This is a genomic window from Streptomyces akebiae (assembly GCF_019599145.1).
Classification (GTDB): Bacteria; Actinomycetota; Actinomycetes; order Streptomycetales; family Streptomycetaceae; genus Streptomyces; species Streptomyces akebiae.
This window is the reverse complement of record NZ_CP080648.1, coordinates 53,927-68,153: the sequence shown is the minus strand read 5'-3', so window position 1 is coordinate 68,153 and position 14,227 is coordinate 53,927. Positions and strand designations below refer to the sequence as shown.

General features: G+C 70.1%; 13 protein-coding genes and 1 pseudogene. 2 read left to right on the top strand and 12 right to left on the bottom strand.

Features of this window, described 5'->3' with window-relative positions; genetic code table 11:
• Positions 1-171 precede the first annotated feature (171 nt).
• From K1J60_RS44825 to K1J60_RS44785, 10 genes and pseudogenes are all read right to left on the bottom strand, one after another.
• Positions 172-885, bottom strand: a complete 714-nt coding sequence (locus K1J60_RS44825) for a 4'-phosphopantetheinyl transferase family protein (RefSeq protein ID WP_398684420.1) — start codon at positions 883-885, stop codon at positions 172-174.
• A gap of 936 nt (positions 886-1,821) precedes the next feature.
• Positions 1,822-2,637, bottom strand: coding sequence for a 4'-phosphopantetheinyl transferase family protein (locus tag K1J60_RS44820; protein ID WP_220652049.1), 816 nt, complete (start codon positions 2,635-2,637; stop codon positions 1,822-1,824).
• Positions 2,634-4,412 (bottom strand): beta-ketoacyl [acyl carrier protein] synthase domain-containing protein, encoded by a 1,779-nt coding sequence (locus K1J60_RS44815; RefSeq protein ID WP_220652048.1) that lies wholly within the window; start codon positions 4,410-4,412, stop codon positions 2,634-2,636. The genes K1J60_RS44820 and K1J60_RS44815 overlap by 4 nt, the downstream gene beginning before the upstream one ends.
• Before the next feature lie 21 nt (positions 4,413-4,433).
• Positions 4,434-4,757: an acyl carrier protein gene (locus K1J60_RS46670; protein ID WP_259408403.1), complete on the bottom strand. Its 324-nt coding sequence runs from the start codon at positions 4,755-4,757 to the stop codon at positions 4,434-4,436.
• 142 nt (positions 4,758-4,899) lie between these two features.
• Positions 4,900-5,151: pseudogene (locus tag K1J60_RS46665) on the bottom strand (acyl carrier protein); the annotation flags it as partial.
• A gap of 129 nt (positions 5,152-5,280) precedes the next feature.
• Positions 5,281-5,646, bottom strand: a complete 366-nt coding sequence (locus K1J60_RS44805; RefSeq protein WP_220652047.1) for a hypothetical protein — start codon at positions 5,644-5,646, stop codon at positions 5,281-5,283.
• 349 nt (positions 5,647-5,995) lie between these two features.
• Positions 5,996-6,832, bottom strand: coding sequence for an AfsR/SARP family transcriptional regulator (locus tag K1J60_RS44800; RefSeq protein WP_220652046.1), 837 nt, complete (start codon positions 6,830-6,832; stop codon positions 5,996-5,998).
• Positions 6,833-7,179: 347 nt separating this feature from the next.
• A complete protein-coding gene (locus K1J60_RS44795; protein ID WP_259408402.1) occupies positions 7,180-7,764 on the bottom strand; it encodes a ScbR family autoregulator-binding transcription factor in 585 nt (194 codons plus the stop codon).
• Positions 7,765-7,834: 70 nt separating this feature from the next.
• Positions 7,835-9,421 (bottom strand): acyl-CoA carboxylase subunit beta, encoded by a 1,587-nt coding sequence (locus K1J60_RS44790; RefSeq protein WP_259408401.1) that lies wholly within the window; start codon positions 9,419-9,421, stop codon positions 7,835-7,837.
• A gap of 114 nt (positions 9,422-9,535) precedes the next feature.
• Positions 9,536-9,724, bottom strand: coding sequence for an acyl-CoA carboxylase epsilon subunit (locus K1J60_RS44785; RefSeq protein ID WP_220652045.1), 189 nt, complete (start codon positions 9,722-9,724; stop codon positions 9,536-9,538).
• A gap of 463 nt (positions 9,725-10,187) precedes the next feature.
• Here K1J60_RS44785 and K1J60_RS44780 point away from each other — a divergent pair, with 463 nt between their 5' ends.
• Positions 10,188-11,075: a ScbA/BarX family gamma-butyrolactone biosynthesis protein gene (locus K1J60_RS44780; protein WP_259408400.1), complete on the top strand. Its 888-nt coding sequence runs from the start codon at positions 10,188-10,190 to the stop codon at positions 11,073-11,075.
• A 326-nt stretch (positions 11,076-11,401) separates the two neighbouring features.
• On the opposite strand, the gene K1J60_RS44775 is transcribed toward K1J60_RS44780, so the two are convergent.
• Together K1J60_RS44775 and K1J60_RS44770 are read right to left on the bottom strand one after the other, a co-directional pair.
• On the bottom strand, positions 11,402-12,049 hold the full coding sequence (locus K1J60_RS44775) for a ScbR family autoregulator-binding transcription factor (protein WP_220652043.1): 648 nt from the start codon (positions 12,047-12,049) through the stop codon (positions 11,402-11,404).
• Positions 12,050-12,358: 309 nt separating this feature from the next.
• Positions 12,359-13,030, bottom strand: coding sequence for an HAD family hydrolase (locus K1J60_RS44770; protein ID WP_259408399.1), 672 nt, complete (start codon positions 13,028-13,030; stop codon positions 12,359-12,361).
• Between the two features lie 215 nt (positions 13,031-13,245).
• Here K1J60_RS44770 and K1J60_RS44765 point away from each other — a divergent pair, with 215 nt between their 5' ends.
• Complete coding sequence (locus K1J60_RS44765) at positions 13,246-14,010, top strand: SDR family oxidoreductase (protein WP_220652042.1); 765 nt, start codon at positions 13,246-13,248, stop codon at positions 14,008-14,010.
• The last annotated feature ends 217 nt before the right edge of the window (positions 14,011-14,227 follow it).

Here is a 14,227-nt window from a genome sequence, read left to right as displayed (position 1 = left end):
CGACCGCCCCGCGACGGAGCATGTGGCGCGCGCCCGACGCTGGTCGGCGCCGGGAAGTTCACCCATGACGACCTCCTCGCTCTGAAGTCCGTGACCTGCTCAGCACGGTATGGGTACGCGCGCGATGTGCCCGTTTCCTCCAGCGACCCTGGAGCGCTCCCCCAACGGCTCTCAGCCGAGGAGTTCCGCGACGCCCCCCGTGAAGCCCCCGTCGAGCGTGGGGCGCACGGCGGTGCCACGCGAGACGTCCGGTCCCCCATCGTGGCGGGCCACACTCAGCAGATAGCGGCCCAGCACCCGGTGGGTGCTGAAGGCCCACGCGCCTCGCGCGGCCGGTGTGCCGTCGGGGGCGAGCAGTCCCGAACAGTCCGCGCCGAGGTCGGACTCGCTGAATCCGAGCCGCAGCCCCTGACCGAGCGCCTTGCTGTATGCCTCCTTGACGGTCCACAGCTTCAGCAGCTCGGTCTCCCGGGCCCGTTCGGACAGCACGCTCATCGAGTGGAGCTCGGCGGGCGTGGCTATGTGGCCGCTCAGCAGCTCGAAGTCCAGTCTGCGTCCGGCGGGTTCGGCGTCGATGCCGATGCGGCCGTTGCGGCTGACGCCGACCGCGATCAGTTCCTCGGTGTGGGTGAGGCTGACGTCGATCCGGTCGAGTCCGCGCAGATACGGCCGTCCGCCGATCTTGTACGCGAGGTCCAGCTCGGTCGGGTCGGTATCCAGTGCGGCTGCGGCCGTGTACTTCGTGACGAGCCGGGACGCGACGAAGCGATGGCGGACGGCCGGGTCGCTGGTGCGCCGGTAGCGCTGCCAGTCACGGCCGAGCAGGGGACACAGCGCCGGGTCGGTGAGGGCTGCCGACAGCCATTCACCCCAGGTGGTGTGCACGACGGCGTTTCCGGTGCGAGCCATGTCGGCGCGCACCGGGTGCCAGGGTCCGCCGGGTCCGTGGACATGGACGGGCGGCGAGATACGAGCGGCGTCGTTCATGGCTCATCCTTCGAGTTCCAGCCCGTCGGCGTCGTGGAACCGTCCCGTTCGGTGTTGCCGTCGGCTCTTCCAGGACCTGGCCGACGAGCCGTCGGCGGTCGTGGCCTTCCGTGACGGTCAGCTCCCTGGTCCCGAGGTGTACGCCTGTCTCCCGCCCTTACCGACGACCCTCTCCGCGACTGCTCGTGCCCCACTGGGGATCTGCTTGAGGACCGGGTGCCGTTCCATCACCACCGGGCGCGGTGCGGAGCAGGGCGTACGGGCGTGCTCCTGAGAACCCGTCTTTGAGCCTGCCTGTACGCAACGGCGTTTGCTGTGGGTTGCCCTGGGTCTCGTGCGGCAGGAGGCTGCAGGCAGAGGCCGGGACTTGTCGCCGGCGGAGCCGGCATGGTGGCTGCACGCGCGAAGGAATGCCAGGGACTACGAGACCCGGCCCGAGCACTCCGAAGCAGTACTCACACTCGCCGCCATCACCCTCATGTTCCGGCGCCTCTGCCGTGTCCGCGATCAGGCCGTAGGCGACCCCGGCCGGCGCGGCGATCTCCCTCTCGTGCGACGTTCGGTGAACACGCTCACCCGACACCATGACAGAACTCTCCTCCGGTGTGGTTATGCGTGCGCGGGACTCGTCCACCCGGGACGTCTCAGGGGAGCCCGGGTCCGCCGTGGCCGGTGAGCCCTGCGCCTCGGCCGGGCCGCCGTACACGGTGGGCTTGGTGGCGAACGGTCACCATGGTGTCGCTCTCCAGCGGCTCGTCGGTAGGAGAGTCACCGTGAGCCGCCGCCGCTGGAGAAGTGTTGGAGGACGGCTCGACGAGTCCTGCCGGACAGGCCCTACGACACCCGGCGCAGCACCGACGGCGCCTGCGGAATCGTCAGCAGCCGGGGGGCGGACCTCCCCCAAGGAAAGCCGTGGTGCAGTTCGAGTACCAGCTCCTCCCCCTCGTCCGCCATGACGGCGACGGCCGCCAGCACCCCCGGCACCGGCTCCAGCTCCATGAACCTCCACCGCCCGGACAGGTCGTCGTCCGGCGGCCGGAAGCCCAGTACTCCGCGGTCCTCGGCCAGCCTGAAGGAGAACGTGTCGAAGGACAGCCCGAGCCCCAGGCCGCGTGCCTTCGAGTACGCCTCCTTGAGCGTCCACAGCCGCAGCACCCGTACGTCCCTGGCCCGCCCCGGTCTCGCCTGCGCGACCCACTCCCGCTCCGCGGGCGCGAAGGTCTGCACGATGGAGGCGAACCCCTGGTCACCGCGGTCGAGCCGCTCGACGTCCACGCCGATCCGGTTGCGGCGTACGACGCCCAGCAGGTTGTGCCCGCCCGCGTGGGACAGGTTGAAGTCCAGCTCGCGCCCGCCGCGCGGCAGCCCGCCCGCCGGCTTCTGCAGGAAGGGCCGGCCGCGTGAGGAGCGCCAGATGACCGCCTCGCTCTCGGGTATACCGCACTCGAGGGACAGGACACGGCGCACCAGGACGTGCGAGACGAGGTACTGGCGGCGGTCACGCTCGAACAGGAACTGCTCGGCGCTCTCCCTCTCGTGCTCGTCCAACCAGTTCGCGGCGAGAGTGGCGGCGATGCCCGGCGGGAGCTCGTCGTTCGAACAGAACCACAGCTTGACCGCCCAGGTCGCCGCCTTGACGGCAGTGGTCATCCTTCCAACTCCTGCGGTTCCGCCCGCCCCAGCCACAGCGGGCGGCGCAGGAACACCGAGGTCGGCAGCGGTGCCGCGGCGGGCCGGTCGCCGCCCTCGGCCTCCAGCCCGGCCCAGTCGACCGCGACCCCGGACAGCCACAGACGGGTCAACTGCTCGATGCGGCCGCCCCGCCACAGTGCGGCAAGGTAGTCGGCGGTCTCGGGCAGGGCTCCCAGGCCGAGCGGGTCACCACTGGCGTCACGCAGGTCGACGGCCCCCTCGTTCCGCAGGAACGCGCGCAGCTCGGACAGGAGTTGCGGGACGGTGCGCACGACCAGGGCAATGCGGCACGGCTGCGCGGAGCGGCCGACGCGCAGCCCACGGGCCAGCGCGGGCAGGTCCACGGCAGCTCGGTCGGCGTCGTCCAGCCAGGTCACCAGCCGCTGTGCCGCGGCGGCGAGATGGCGGGGGGTGGGCGCGGACAGCAGCACCGCCACGTCCCGCTCCACGCCGTCGGACACGAGGAGATCCTCCTGCGCCGTGCCGGCCGCTCCGGACGTACGGGGGACGAACTCCTCGACCACGATGCGGGCCTGGAGCCCGGCAGCCGAGTCGTCACCGGCGTCCGGGGCGAACTCGACGACCGCGCGGCGCGACTCCCGCCAGGGCTGCGCCTCGGCCCCGTCCCTCGCGGGGGCAAGCACGCTGTGCCGCAGCTGCAGGACGGCCGAGGTCAGGGCGGCGATCCCGGTGGCCGCTCCGGCGTCGCCGATCCGGCGCACGGTGGAGTCCCGCGTCTCGCGCAGGCCGATGGCCTCCGGTCCCCTGCCGGTGGCCGAGGGCGCGTGGGCGCAAGCTCCCGCGGAGGTGGCGCGGATGACGGCGTACACCTGGTCGCCGTCGGCCACCGCGTCCCGCAGCGGCCTGAGCACGACCGCGCCCACTCCCTCGCCCGAGCCCCAGCGCGCACGCGAAGGGTGCAGCAGCAGTTCGACACCGCCCGCGACGGCCGCGGCGCAATCGCCGCGGCGCAGCGCCTGCACGGCGAGGTGGACGGCGACGAGTCCGGAGGACCAGGAGGTGTCCACGGCCTGCGCGGGCCCGCGCAGGGCGAGCAGGCCGGCGAGTCGGCCGGCCAGCCCCCAGTGGCCGCTCCGGGGTGTCTCGCGGCCGCCGCGCGCCCAGGATTCTGCTCCGATCAGGGCGTAGTCGGCGGAGTCTGCGCCCACGAACACACCAACGGCGCGCGGCTGTCCGTCGGCTCCGGTCAGCGCGTCGAGCCGGGCCCCGGTGCGGCCGGCGTTCTCCAGCGCTTCCCAGGCGGTCTCCAGGAAGAGCCGTTCCTGAGGGTCCATCAGACGGCCCTCTTCCTCGGTGAGTCCGAAGAACTCGGGGTCGAACTCGTCGACCGCGTCCAGGAAGTACCCTCGCTGTCCGCTGCTCAGCAGCGGCGCGCCGGGGCGTACCGGCGGCACGTCGGTCGAGGTGTCACGCCCTTCGCGCAGGTTCTGCCAGAAGGCCGTGAGGTCGGCGGCCTGCGGGTAGCGCCCTGCCATGCCGACGACAGCGACCGTGTCCACGTCCGTGTCCGTCGCCGGCGGGTCCCCGGCGGCCACGGGCTGCGGCCCTGCCGCGACCTCCGGTGCGGGCCAGGGGTCGTGCGGCTCCGGTGGCGCCGTGAGAGCCCGGTCCCGTGTCAACGGCCGCTCGCCGACCGTGAACGAGCCGAGCAGCTGCGAAGCGCTTCCCCGGTCCAGGGAGCCCTCTTTGTACCGGACCAGTATCTCCCGCATGTCCATGATTCAGTCGTCGCTTCAGCCGCGTCGTGACAGCAGTGCGAGGGCCTGGTCGACCGTGAGCAGGTCGTCGCGTACGGCGTCCAGCAGGACCTCGACGTCCATCGGCGCGGGGCGCTGGGCCGTGAGCAGAGCGACGTGCGCGGCCAGGGCGGCCGGGTTCGGATGGGCGTAGAGGGTGGCGCTGCGTTCTCTCGTCCCGTAGATCCGGTTGACGGCCGCCACGAACTCGGCGCCGATGATGGAGTCGACGCCCAGTCGGTTGAACGGGGCGTGCACGTCGATGTCCCAGGGGCCGCAGCACAGGAGGCGCGCGAGCTCCTCCCGGAGGACGTCGAGCACCGCGCGATCGGCGCCCCGGGCGGCGGGAGCGACGAGGGCCGGCAGCCCGGGGTGAGCGGAACGGGGTGCGGTCCCCCCCCATCGGCGACGGGCCGGCGGGCGCGGGCCGGCCCGCCCGCAGCTCACGGTTCACATACCGGGCGAAAGCGAGGGGCGTGGGGTGGTCGGACAGCGCGGCGGCCTTGATCCGGGTCCCGCAGCGGGCGTTGACGCTCGCCACGAACTCCACGGCCAGCAGCGAGTCGAGACCGAGGAAGCGGAACGACTGCCGTGGGTCGATGTTGTCGGGCTTGAGCAGGAGCACCTCCCCCAGGACCGCCACGACGTCGGCCACTGGATCGGCCGGGAAGGCGGTGGGCGCCGCTACTGCGGAGGGATGACGATCACTGGACATGCGGATACTCCAAGCTGTCCGTCCCGGGCGACCGGAACAACCAAGTTGTCGTGCGGGTGCGAAGGGCGACTGCCGTCGCCGGCGGCGCCGGTGCGGCCCCTGTGGTCCCCGGGCAGAGGGAGGACGTGGTCATGCGGCGCTGGACGCGGGGCGCGCGAGCGCCGATGCGGACGGCAACCGGGGAGGGCCGGCCAGGTAGCGGGTCTCGTGCCCGGGCGGGACCAGGGCCGGCAGCAGCGTTCCCCACAACGCCCCCGCTCTGCGGCTGAGTTGACCGTGGCGAATGCCGGTCCCGAACAGGCCCTCGATGCTGCGGACAGTGGCTGCCGGCAGCGTCTCGGGGGCCTCCGCGTCCGGCTCCCCGTCCGTACGCGACTCCCCCGTCCCGCGTGCCCGGGCGAGCAGTCGCAGGGCCTCGTGGATCCACGTCCGGTGGATGCCCGTGACGGGCCGGCCGCATGCTGCCGCACTCGGCGGTGATGCGGAAGCCGCCACGGGCCACCGGGTCCTTGTGCGGCGTCCGGGCCGGCCGGTGCGTCGTGTCGATGAGCGTCTGCACGGGTGGCACGCCGCCACGCCGCAGTTCCCCGACGAACTCCTGGAGCATGGCGCGGCCGCGTTCCTGGACGGCTTCGGCGCGTCCTTCCTCGGAGGCGAGAGGGAAGTACAGCGCCCCTTTCGTCGTGCCCGCAGCCCCGGCGGTCTGGCCGAGGGCCACGTTGCCGCAGCCGTTCCGGATGAACATCTCGGCCCCGGCACCCACCAGCCTGCGGCGGGTCCGCTCCGACCTGGCCCGCATCGGCGATCCCTTTCCTTTCCCACGGACGGGTTCAGTGACGAACCGTCAGCCCACCCGGACCGCTCGTTCACCGCCGTGGGCGGACAGGGAAGCGTCCTGCGCGGGCTCAGGGCCGACCATCAGGATGGAGCGCTGCAGCCGCCGCAGCCTCACGGACGGCTCCAGGCCGAGCTCTCGGACCAGGGCGCGGCGCAGGCGCTGGTAGGCCTCCAGGGCCTCGGTGCGCCGCCCGGACCGGTGCAGCGCCAGCATGAACTGGCCGTGCAGGGTCTCGTGCGTGTGGTAGCGGCTGACCAGGACGGACAGCTCCCCCAGCAGTTCTCGGTGGCGCCCCAGCCGCAGATCGGCCTCGATGCGCTGGTCCAGGGCGCACAGCCGGGTCTCCTCGAGACGCCTCGTCTCCATCGACAGCTGTGCCCCGGTCTGTATGTCGGCGAGCGCGGCGCCGGTCCACAGTGAGAGCGCCTCACCCAGTTGCCGTGCCGCCCCTGGGAAGTCCCCTGCGTCCATGGCCCGGTAGCCGAGGCCCGCCAGCCGCTCGAACTCGCGGACGTCGCTGGCACCGCCCGAGGTGTTCAGCAGATAGCCGCCGGGCACGGTGACGAGCACGTCCTTGGCACAGCGCGGGGCGGCGTCCGCATGATCGCGCTCCAGGGCGGCGCCGATCATCTCCCGCAGCTGCAGCACGTACGTCTGCAGCGTGGCGCGCGCACTGCGCGGGGGCTCCGTGCCCCAGAGCTCCTCGGTCAGCGTCGATACGGAAACGACCTGATCAGCGTGGAGGGCGAGCATCGCCAGCACCTGCCGCGGCTTGGGCGCCGTCGGCGTGATCGAGACTCCGTTTTCCCGGACGGCCAGTCCGCCCAGTACAGAGATGTCCATGGCGTCTCCCCTATGCGTGCATGAGTGGTCGGTCGCCGAGCCCTGACAGGCTGATGACTCTCGGGCACACTCGAGTAAAAAACAGCACAGACGGTTTGTCAATCAGAAACCATCTATGCCGTTTCTAAAGGGGTGAACCACAACTCCACTACAGCATCGACAGGATCCACGGCGCCGGAGGCGCTACAGAACAAGACAAAAGGTGCGCACCTTAAGGTGCGCACCTCAGAAACCGTCCAGGACGGGGAGTAAAAACGGCACATCCGGTCTCTTAGGCCGACGCGGCAGCGCCCGCCTACGGACCGTTCAGGCTTGCCGTCCTCCGGCCCACCTTGCAGCTTCCCCGGTCAGGCCTCACCACCGGCCAGCCGAGGCAGCAGCAGCTCCCAGAAGCGGATGATCTTCTGCTCGGAGAGCCACTCCGGATCCCGGAAGCCGAGCACCTCGAACCCCACGGTGGCGGCCACGATGGCCGGCGCCGCGCTGTCCGGTGACACGCCGTCGGCAAGCAGGCCCTCCTGCTCGGCCCGCCCCAGTATGTTCTCGATCCAGTGCTGCCACTGGCGCCGCAGATCGACGCCGTCGCCCCGTGCCGGGTCACCGCAGAGCTCGAACCCGGCCCGCACGATGTTGTCGTCCGCAAGCCGGCTCATCAGGCCGTGCGTGGCGTCGACAAGCACCTGCAAGGCCCCGTCCGCGGTCTCCGCCCTGTCGGTCATCCGGGTCACGGCGGCCGCCGCCTCCATCTGGACGACGTCCGCCAGCGCCTTCTTGCTCTCGAAGTGGAAATGCAGCGCTCCGTTGCTCACCCCGGCGCGACGGCTGATCATGGAGAGCGAGGCAAGCGCGAACCCCTCCTCGGCGAACACCTCGGCAGCCGCGCGAATCAGTGCCTGCCGGGTACGGGCCGCCCGCTCCTGCTTGACCATCATGTGCCTCCTGGCTGCGGGAAGGGCGGTCAGGACAACACCGTTCGCGGCCGCCGCGCCCGCTGCTCGTTTCTTACTGGGGTGGGTTGCCGTGCTTGCGAGAGGGCAGGTGGGCGTGCTTGGTGCGCAGCATCGCCAGGGACCGTATGAGCACCACGCGGGTGTCGGCGGGGTCGATGACGTCGTCCACCAGCCCGCGCTCGGCCGCGTAGTACGGGTGCATCAGCTCGGCCTTGTACTCCTTGACCATCCGGACCCGCATCGCCTCGGGGTCCTCGGCCTCGGCGATCTGACGCCGGAAGATGACGTTGGCGGCACCTTCGGCGCCCATGACGGCGATCTCGTTGGTCGGCCACGCGTAGGTGAGGTCGGCCCCGATGGACTGGCTGTCCATGACGATGTAGGCACCTCCGTACGCCTTGCGCAGGATCAAGGAGATCCGGGGCACGGTCGCGTTGCAGTACGCGTACAGCAGCTTCGCGCCGTGGCGGATGATTCCACCGTGCTCCTGGTCGACGCCCGGGAGGAACCCGGGAACGTCCAACAGCGTCACGAGAGGGATGTTGAAAGCATCACACATCTGCACGAAGCGCGCGGCTTTCTCACTCGCCTCGATGTCCAATACCCCCGCCAGCGTCTGGGGTTGGTTGGCGACGATGCCGACCACCTGGCCGTCGAGCCGACCCAGGGCGCAGATGATGTTGCGCGCCCAGCGCTCGTGGACCTCCAGGTACTCCCCGTCGTCGACGATCTCCTCGATCACCCTCGCCATGTCGTACGGGCGGCTGCCGTCCGCCGGAACCAGGTCCAGCAGTTTCTCCGAGCGGCGGTTCGCGGGGTCGCCGGTGTTCACGCGCGGCGGTGTCTCCCGGTTGTTCTGCGGGAGCAGCGACAGTAGGTAGCGCACCTCGTGGATGCACGTCTCCTCGTCGTCGTAGGCCAAGTGGCAGACGCCGCTCGTCTCCGCGTGGACGTCCGCGCCGCCGAGGCCGTTCTGGGTGATCTCCTCACCCGTCACCGCCTTGACCACGTCGGGGCCGGTGATGAACATCTGCGAGGTCTCACGGACCATGAACACGAAGTCCGTCAGCGCCGGGGAGTACGCCGCGCCGCCCGCGCACGGGCCCAGCATCACGCTGATCTGCGGGATGACTCCGGAGGCTTTCGTGTTGCGCTGGAAAATACCGCCGTACCCGGCGAGGGCCGACACACCCTCCTGGATACGGGCGCCCGCACCGTCGTTCAGGGACACCAGCGGCGCCCCGGCCGCGATGGCCATGTCCATGATCTTGTGGATCTTCGTGGCGTGGGCCTCACCCAGCGCACCGCCGAAGATGCGGAAGTCGTGGGCGTACACGAAGACCGTACGGCCCTCCACCGTCCCCCAGCCGGTGATCACACCGTCCGTGAACGGCTTCCTGGCCTCCAGACCGAACCCGGTGGCCCGGTGCCGGCGCAACTGCTCGACCTCGTTGAACGACCCCGGATCGAGGAGCAGCTCGATACGTTCACGAGCCGTCAGCTTGCCCTTGGCGCGCTGCGCCGCGGTCGCCTTCTCACTGGGCCCGGCCACGGCCTGCGCACGGATCTCGTGAAGTTCGGCCACACGCCCGCAGGGGTCGGCCGACCCGGCCTCGCTCAGCACGGGGGCAGTCGTCATTGCCATATATGGTCCCTCCCTGGGGCAAGCCGAAGCGGCCCGCCCGGCCATGGAAATAGTAACAAACCGCATGAGCGGTTTAGTAGAGGCCGGAAGACCCCAGGGGGCGCGTCCTCAGCGCCAACTACCGGGCAGCGCATAACCCTCCGGCTGCTTCCACCAGTGGAAGCCGGCGATCGGTGGCTCCTCGCCGCCCTCTTGAGCACTCCCCCGCAGTGCTAGCAACACCGTTGCGAGAGCGGCCAGTTCCTCTTCGCTCGCATGACCGCGTTCCACGCGGAACAGGGCCTCTGCACGCTTCATCCGGCCGGTCCCCCTTCCAGAGTTTGAAGAAAGGGTCAACCAAGACACTCGAGAACGGCTGCAGACCCGCTCGAGACCACACCCGCCCGCACCCCGGGACCGCCGCACGGCCGAAAACGCGCGCCACACAACGGCACAGGCGACCCCGGCACCTCCCACATTCCAGAAAGGCCCCAGGTCAGCCCGTCGCCCTGCGATCAGAGGGGCGGGAGCGCCTCCCATGGGGAACAAGCCCTTCGGCATGCCACATAGCCGGAATGGCTCGTACCGCTAGAAACTAAACCGGGTGGTATGTATCTTCGCAGCCTGAGCGACCACCACATCGACGTCACGCCTATGCGGCTCAGGGGGAATAGCCATGTCTGCGAGCACGTTCCGGGTCCCACACCCGATACCCGGCGCACGCCCTACCGAGGAGGACAGCACGACATCGGCGCGCGTCGTCGTGACGCGTTTTCCGTCCTTGACCACCACCGTTCCCAAGGAACTGGTCCACCGTGCCGGCGTCGCAGAGGTGATGCTCACCGACTGGGAGCGCATGGACAGCACTCACTTCACCGTGGCCGCCCAACTGCCCCGCCGGCATGGTTTCTTCGCCACCATCGACGGCTGCCACGACCCGCTTCTCATAGCGGAAACGATCCGTCAGTCCGGAATCCTGCTGGCGCACGCGGAGTTCGGCGTCCCGCTCGACCACCAGTTCCTGATGTGGGACCTCGAGGTCGGCGTCGCGCCCGAGCACCTGCTCGTCGGGGCCACGCCGGCCTCCCTCGACATCGCGATCGCCTGCATGGACATCAAGCGCCGGGGCTCGAGCCTTTCGGGGTTCCACTACAAGGCCGTGATCCGCCGCGACGGGGAGGTGGCCGCGACCGGAGCCGCCACCTTCACCTGCACTTCCCCGGCCGTCTACCGGCGCCTGCGGGCCGCCCGGATCGGAGACGGTGTCCCCGTTCCGCTTCCGCTGACGAGCCCGACAGCACCGCAGGCCGTCGGCCGGCTCTCTCCCACGGATGTCGTCCTGTCCCCCGCGCCGGAGCCGGACTGCTGGCAGCTGAGGGTGGACACCCGACACCCCGTGCTCTTCGACCATCCCGTCGACCACATGCCGGGCATGGCGCTGTTGGAGGCCGCCCGCCAGGCCACGTCCGCGTTCCTGGGGCGCGCCTGCCTGCCGGTCGGCGTCAACAGCGAGTTCACCCGTTACGCGGAGCTCGACACTCCCTGCCTGATCGAGGTCTGTTCCCTGCCACGGCACACGAACGGCGGAGAACGCGTGCTCGTGACCGGCCGCCAGGACGGCAGCCTTGTCTTCACCTCCGCCGTGACCGCGGCGCCGGTCTCGGCCTGAGCGGGTCGTTCGGGGAGGCACCGACGCCCTGGACCGGACGAGTCCTGGTACTGGAACCCCGAGGGTCACCCGGCGCCCGTGTGCGGCGGGACCCACACGGCGCCGGTGCCGGGACGGGCGGAGGCGCACGCACGGACTGCGACCGGGCGAACGCGAGTCGTCGTGCGGGACGCGGGACGACAGAGGGACCGCGGGTCTCTGTCCGAACCCGAGTCGCTTCAGTCGCTTTCCGCACCGTGCGCTTGCGCGAAGTCCTGACCTGACCTGGGGCTCTGTTCAGCGACCGAGAGCGACCCGGAAGGAGGGAAGGGTCGCTGGGTTGCGCGTCAGACCGCCATGGGTACGGGGGCGCTCATCTCACGGATGAGGCGCTCTCCGCGGTCCGGGGCCACATCCAGGCGCATCAGAACCGCGGGCGAGGCGATGGAGGGCAGCAGGTGCTGCAGGAGAACCGAGACCCGGTGCTCGACGTCCTCCAGGTTGGTCTCCAACTGGGCGTAGAGCTGTACTCCGTTGAACGCGCTGACCACCAGTTCGGCGACCTCGTGCGGCACCACGTGCGACAGGGTCTCGCCGCGCTGGTGGGCTTGGGACACGATCTCCGCCAGCATGCCGACCCACAGCGGCCAGGCGCTTCCGTAGTGCCTGCGGCCGATGGGGTCCGCGGAGAGCCGGGCACCGGCCCGCAGAATGGAGTCGTGCCTCAGCCGGTGGGCCACCGTCATGGCGACGTCCACCATCTCCTGGAGCTTGATCTCCTGTTCGGGCAGCCGCCGGTCCGCCTGAACTTCCAGGACACCCCGGGCCAGCGCTTCCTTCGAGTCGAAGTGGAAGTAGAGCGCGCCCTTGGTCACTCCGGCGGTCTTGAGGATGTCAGCGACCGTCGCCGCCGTGTAGCCGTGTTCCGCGAAGACTGTCGCGGCAGCCTCCAGCACGGCACGGCGGGTCTTGACCGCTCGCTCTTGCTGGGCCACTGGCTCTCCCCTTCCGTCAACCGTACTTCGCTGCCGCGCACAAAGCAGCGAAGAAAAAACCGTCTAGAAGGTACTGTACGCATCAGTCAAGGGCTTCACCAGTGGTTCCGGCGGTACTCTCCCTGTTCCCGTTCCGGGGCCCAGGACGCGCGCACCCTCCCGGTGGCAGCGGAACCGCGCTGGTCAAGCGAGCCGAAGGGGCGCCTGCCGGAGCACGGCGCACGGTCTGCTTTCCGGAGAACCTCGAAGCGCGCGAAAACGTCCGGAGTGCTGGTTTCCGTACCCGGTCGGCAAGCGGTTCCCGCTGTGTCACGCCATCGCGGGGACACGCTCGTCGGCACGTTCGGCACCCGAGGGCCACAGTCGGCCGTCGGCGGCCTCGACGTCGACGGCCCGCAGCAGCCACTCGTCTATCCCGTCGAGAGACCCGACCATGTGCCGTACCCCGGCCTCGTGCATCAACTGCCGCTGGAAGCTGTGGGAGTAGGCGGTCGGATGCCCGATGAAAGCCGCACCCAACGTCTGCGCGACCTCGGCCACACGGGCCACATCGTCGATGAAGAGCGCCTGGTCGCAACGGAGCCCGAAGACGTCCTCGGCGATTTCCCGCACCCCTGGACGGAATCCGTCGGTGCACACGTACCCGGGCCCGTCGAAGTACGCGGCGAACGGCGCCAGATGCCGGTCGAAGTGGGCTCGCCCCAGGCCGCCGTAGCACACCAGGGACGCGCCGGTGTGGCGCAGCCGCTCGAGCAGTCCGCCGACGCCGTCGAGGACCCGCACCGGATGCGCACCGAGGTACTCCTCCCGTTCCTGGAAGTACGCCTCCACGACCTCCTCGGGCGTCGTCCCCGGCACACCCAGTGCCGCGGCGGCCCGAAGCTGCGACTGCGACAGCACAGCCCGCTCCAGTTCGGCGGTGTAGACGCCTCCGCGGCCGACCACGAACCGGTGGATGACCGGACTGAAGGTGTCGTTCAACAGAACACCGTCGATGTTCACCGCGATCAGACGCACATGCCGAAAGGCCACTGGGACCGCCTAGGGTCGAGCCGCACGGACACCGCGTGCGGAGTCTGGTGATGTCGGGTGACGAGCTGCACCGATCACGTCGGTCGCAAAGCATCACCTCACCATTATTAAACCGGTCATGCGGTTTCTTCAATACGCTGCCACAGAGAAAGACGGGGAAGACGATGGGTGCGCTGAACGGCAGAACGGCTCTGGTCACGGGTGCGGGGCGGGGCATCGGCCGGGCCATCGCCTGCCGCCTGGCCGCAGGCGGCGCGCTCGTCGCCGTGCACTACGGAAGCGACGAGACCTCGGCCCGTCGAACCATCGAACAGATCACCGACGGCGGTGGGCGTGCCTTCCCCGTGCACGCCCCGTTCGGAGTGCCCCATGACATCCGCACGCTCTACGAGCGGTTCGACGCCGGTCTTGAGGGACTGGGCGAGCCGATGGCCCTGGACATCCTGGTCAACAACGCTGGTTTCAACATCCGGGGCGGCCTGGACGACGTGACCCCGGAGGACTTCGACCAGCTCATGGCCGTCCACGCCAAGGCACCCCTGTTCCTGGTGCAGCAGGGCCTGCGGCGGCTGCGAGAGGCGGGCCGCATCATCAACATCAGCTCGGCCGCCACCCGTGTGAGCCTCCCCTCCTCCCTCGCGTACTCCATGGCCAAGAGCGCGCTCGAAGCCCTCACCCACATGCTCGCCAAGGAGTTGGGGGCCCGGCAGATCACGGTTAACTCCGTGGCACCGGGCTTCGTCAAGACGGACCTGAACAAGCAGCGCTGGTCCACGCCCGAGAACGAGGCCGCCCACGCCGCGCTCTCCGTGTTCGGCCGCATGGGAAAGCCGGCGGACATCGCGGACATCGTGGCTTTCCTCGCCTCGGACGACTCCCGTTGGGTCACGGGCCAGTGCATTGACGCGTCCGGCGGCACGGGACTGTGAGCCGTTCCCCTCCAACGCCCCGAGACCATCACCGAGCGAAACCGACTAGGCCATGAAGAACACGGCCTGAGCGCCGGGACTTTGGAGGGTCTCGTTCACCAGACGCTCCGGACCACTCGACGGCACGCGGGCGCCGCGCCCCGCGCCGACGGTGTTCCAGGCTCGCGGGCGTCAGCACGATCGGACAAGCCGTCCTTCCGCGTCGGGTCCCCGATCA

Excerpts from the sequence above, each read along its gene's own strand:
- K1J60_RS44820 (WP_220652049.1), bottom strand. The coding sequence starts at position 2,637 with ATGACCACTGCCGTCAAGGCGGCGACCTGGGCGGTCAAGCTGTGGTTC.
- K1J60_RS44815 (WP_220652048.1), bottom strand. The coding sequence starts at position 4,412 with ATGCGGGAGATACTGGTCCGGTACAAAGAGGGCTCCCTGGACCGGGGA.
- K1J60_RS44800 (WP_220652046.1), bottom strand. The coding sequence starts at position 6,832 with ATGGACATCTCTGTACTGGGCGGACTGGCCGTCCGGGAAAACGGAGTC.
- K1J60_RS44795 (WP_259408402.1), bottom strand. The coding sequence starts at position 7,764 with ATGATGGTCAAGCAGGAGCGGGCGGCCCGTACCCGGCAGGCACTGATT.
- K1J60_RS44790 (WP_259408401.1), bottom strand. The coding sequence starts at position 9,421 with ATGACGACTGCCCCCGTGCTGAGCGAGGCCGGGTCGGCCGACCCCTGC.
- K1J60_RS44785 (WP_220652045.1), bottom strand. The coding sequence starts at position 9,724 with ATGAAGCGTGCAGAGGCCCTGTTCCGCGTGGAACGCGGTCATGCGAGC.
- K1J60_RS44765 (WP_220652042.1), top strand. The coding sequence starts at position 13,246 with ATGGGTGCGCTGAACGGCAGAACGGCTCTGGTCACGGGTGCGGGGCGG.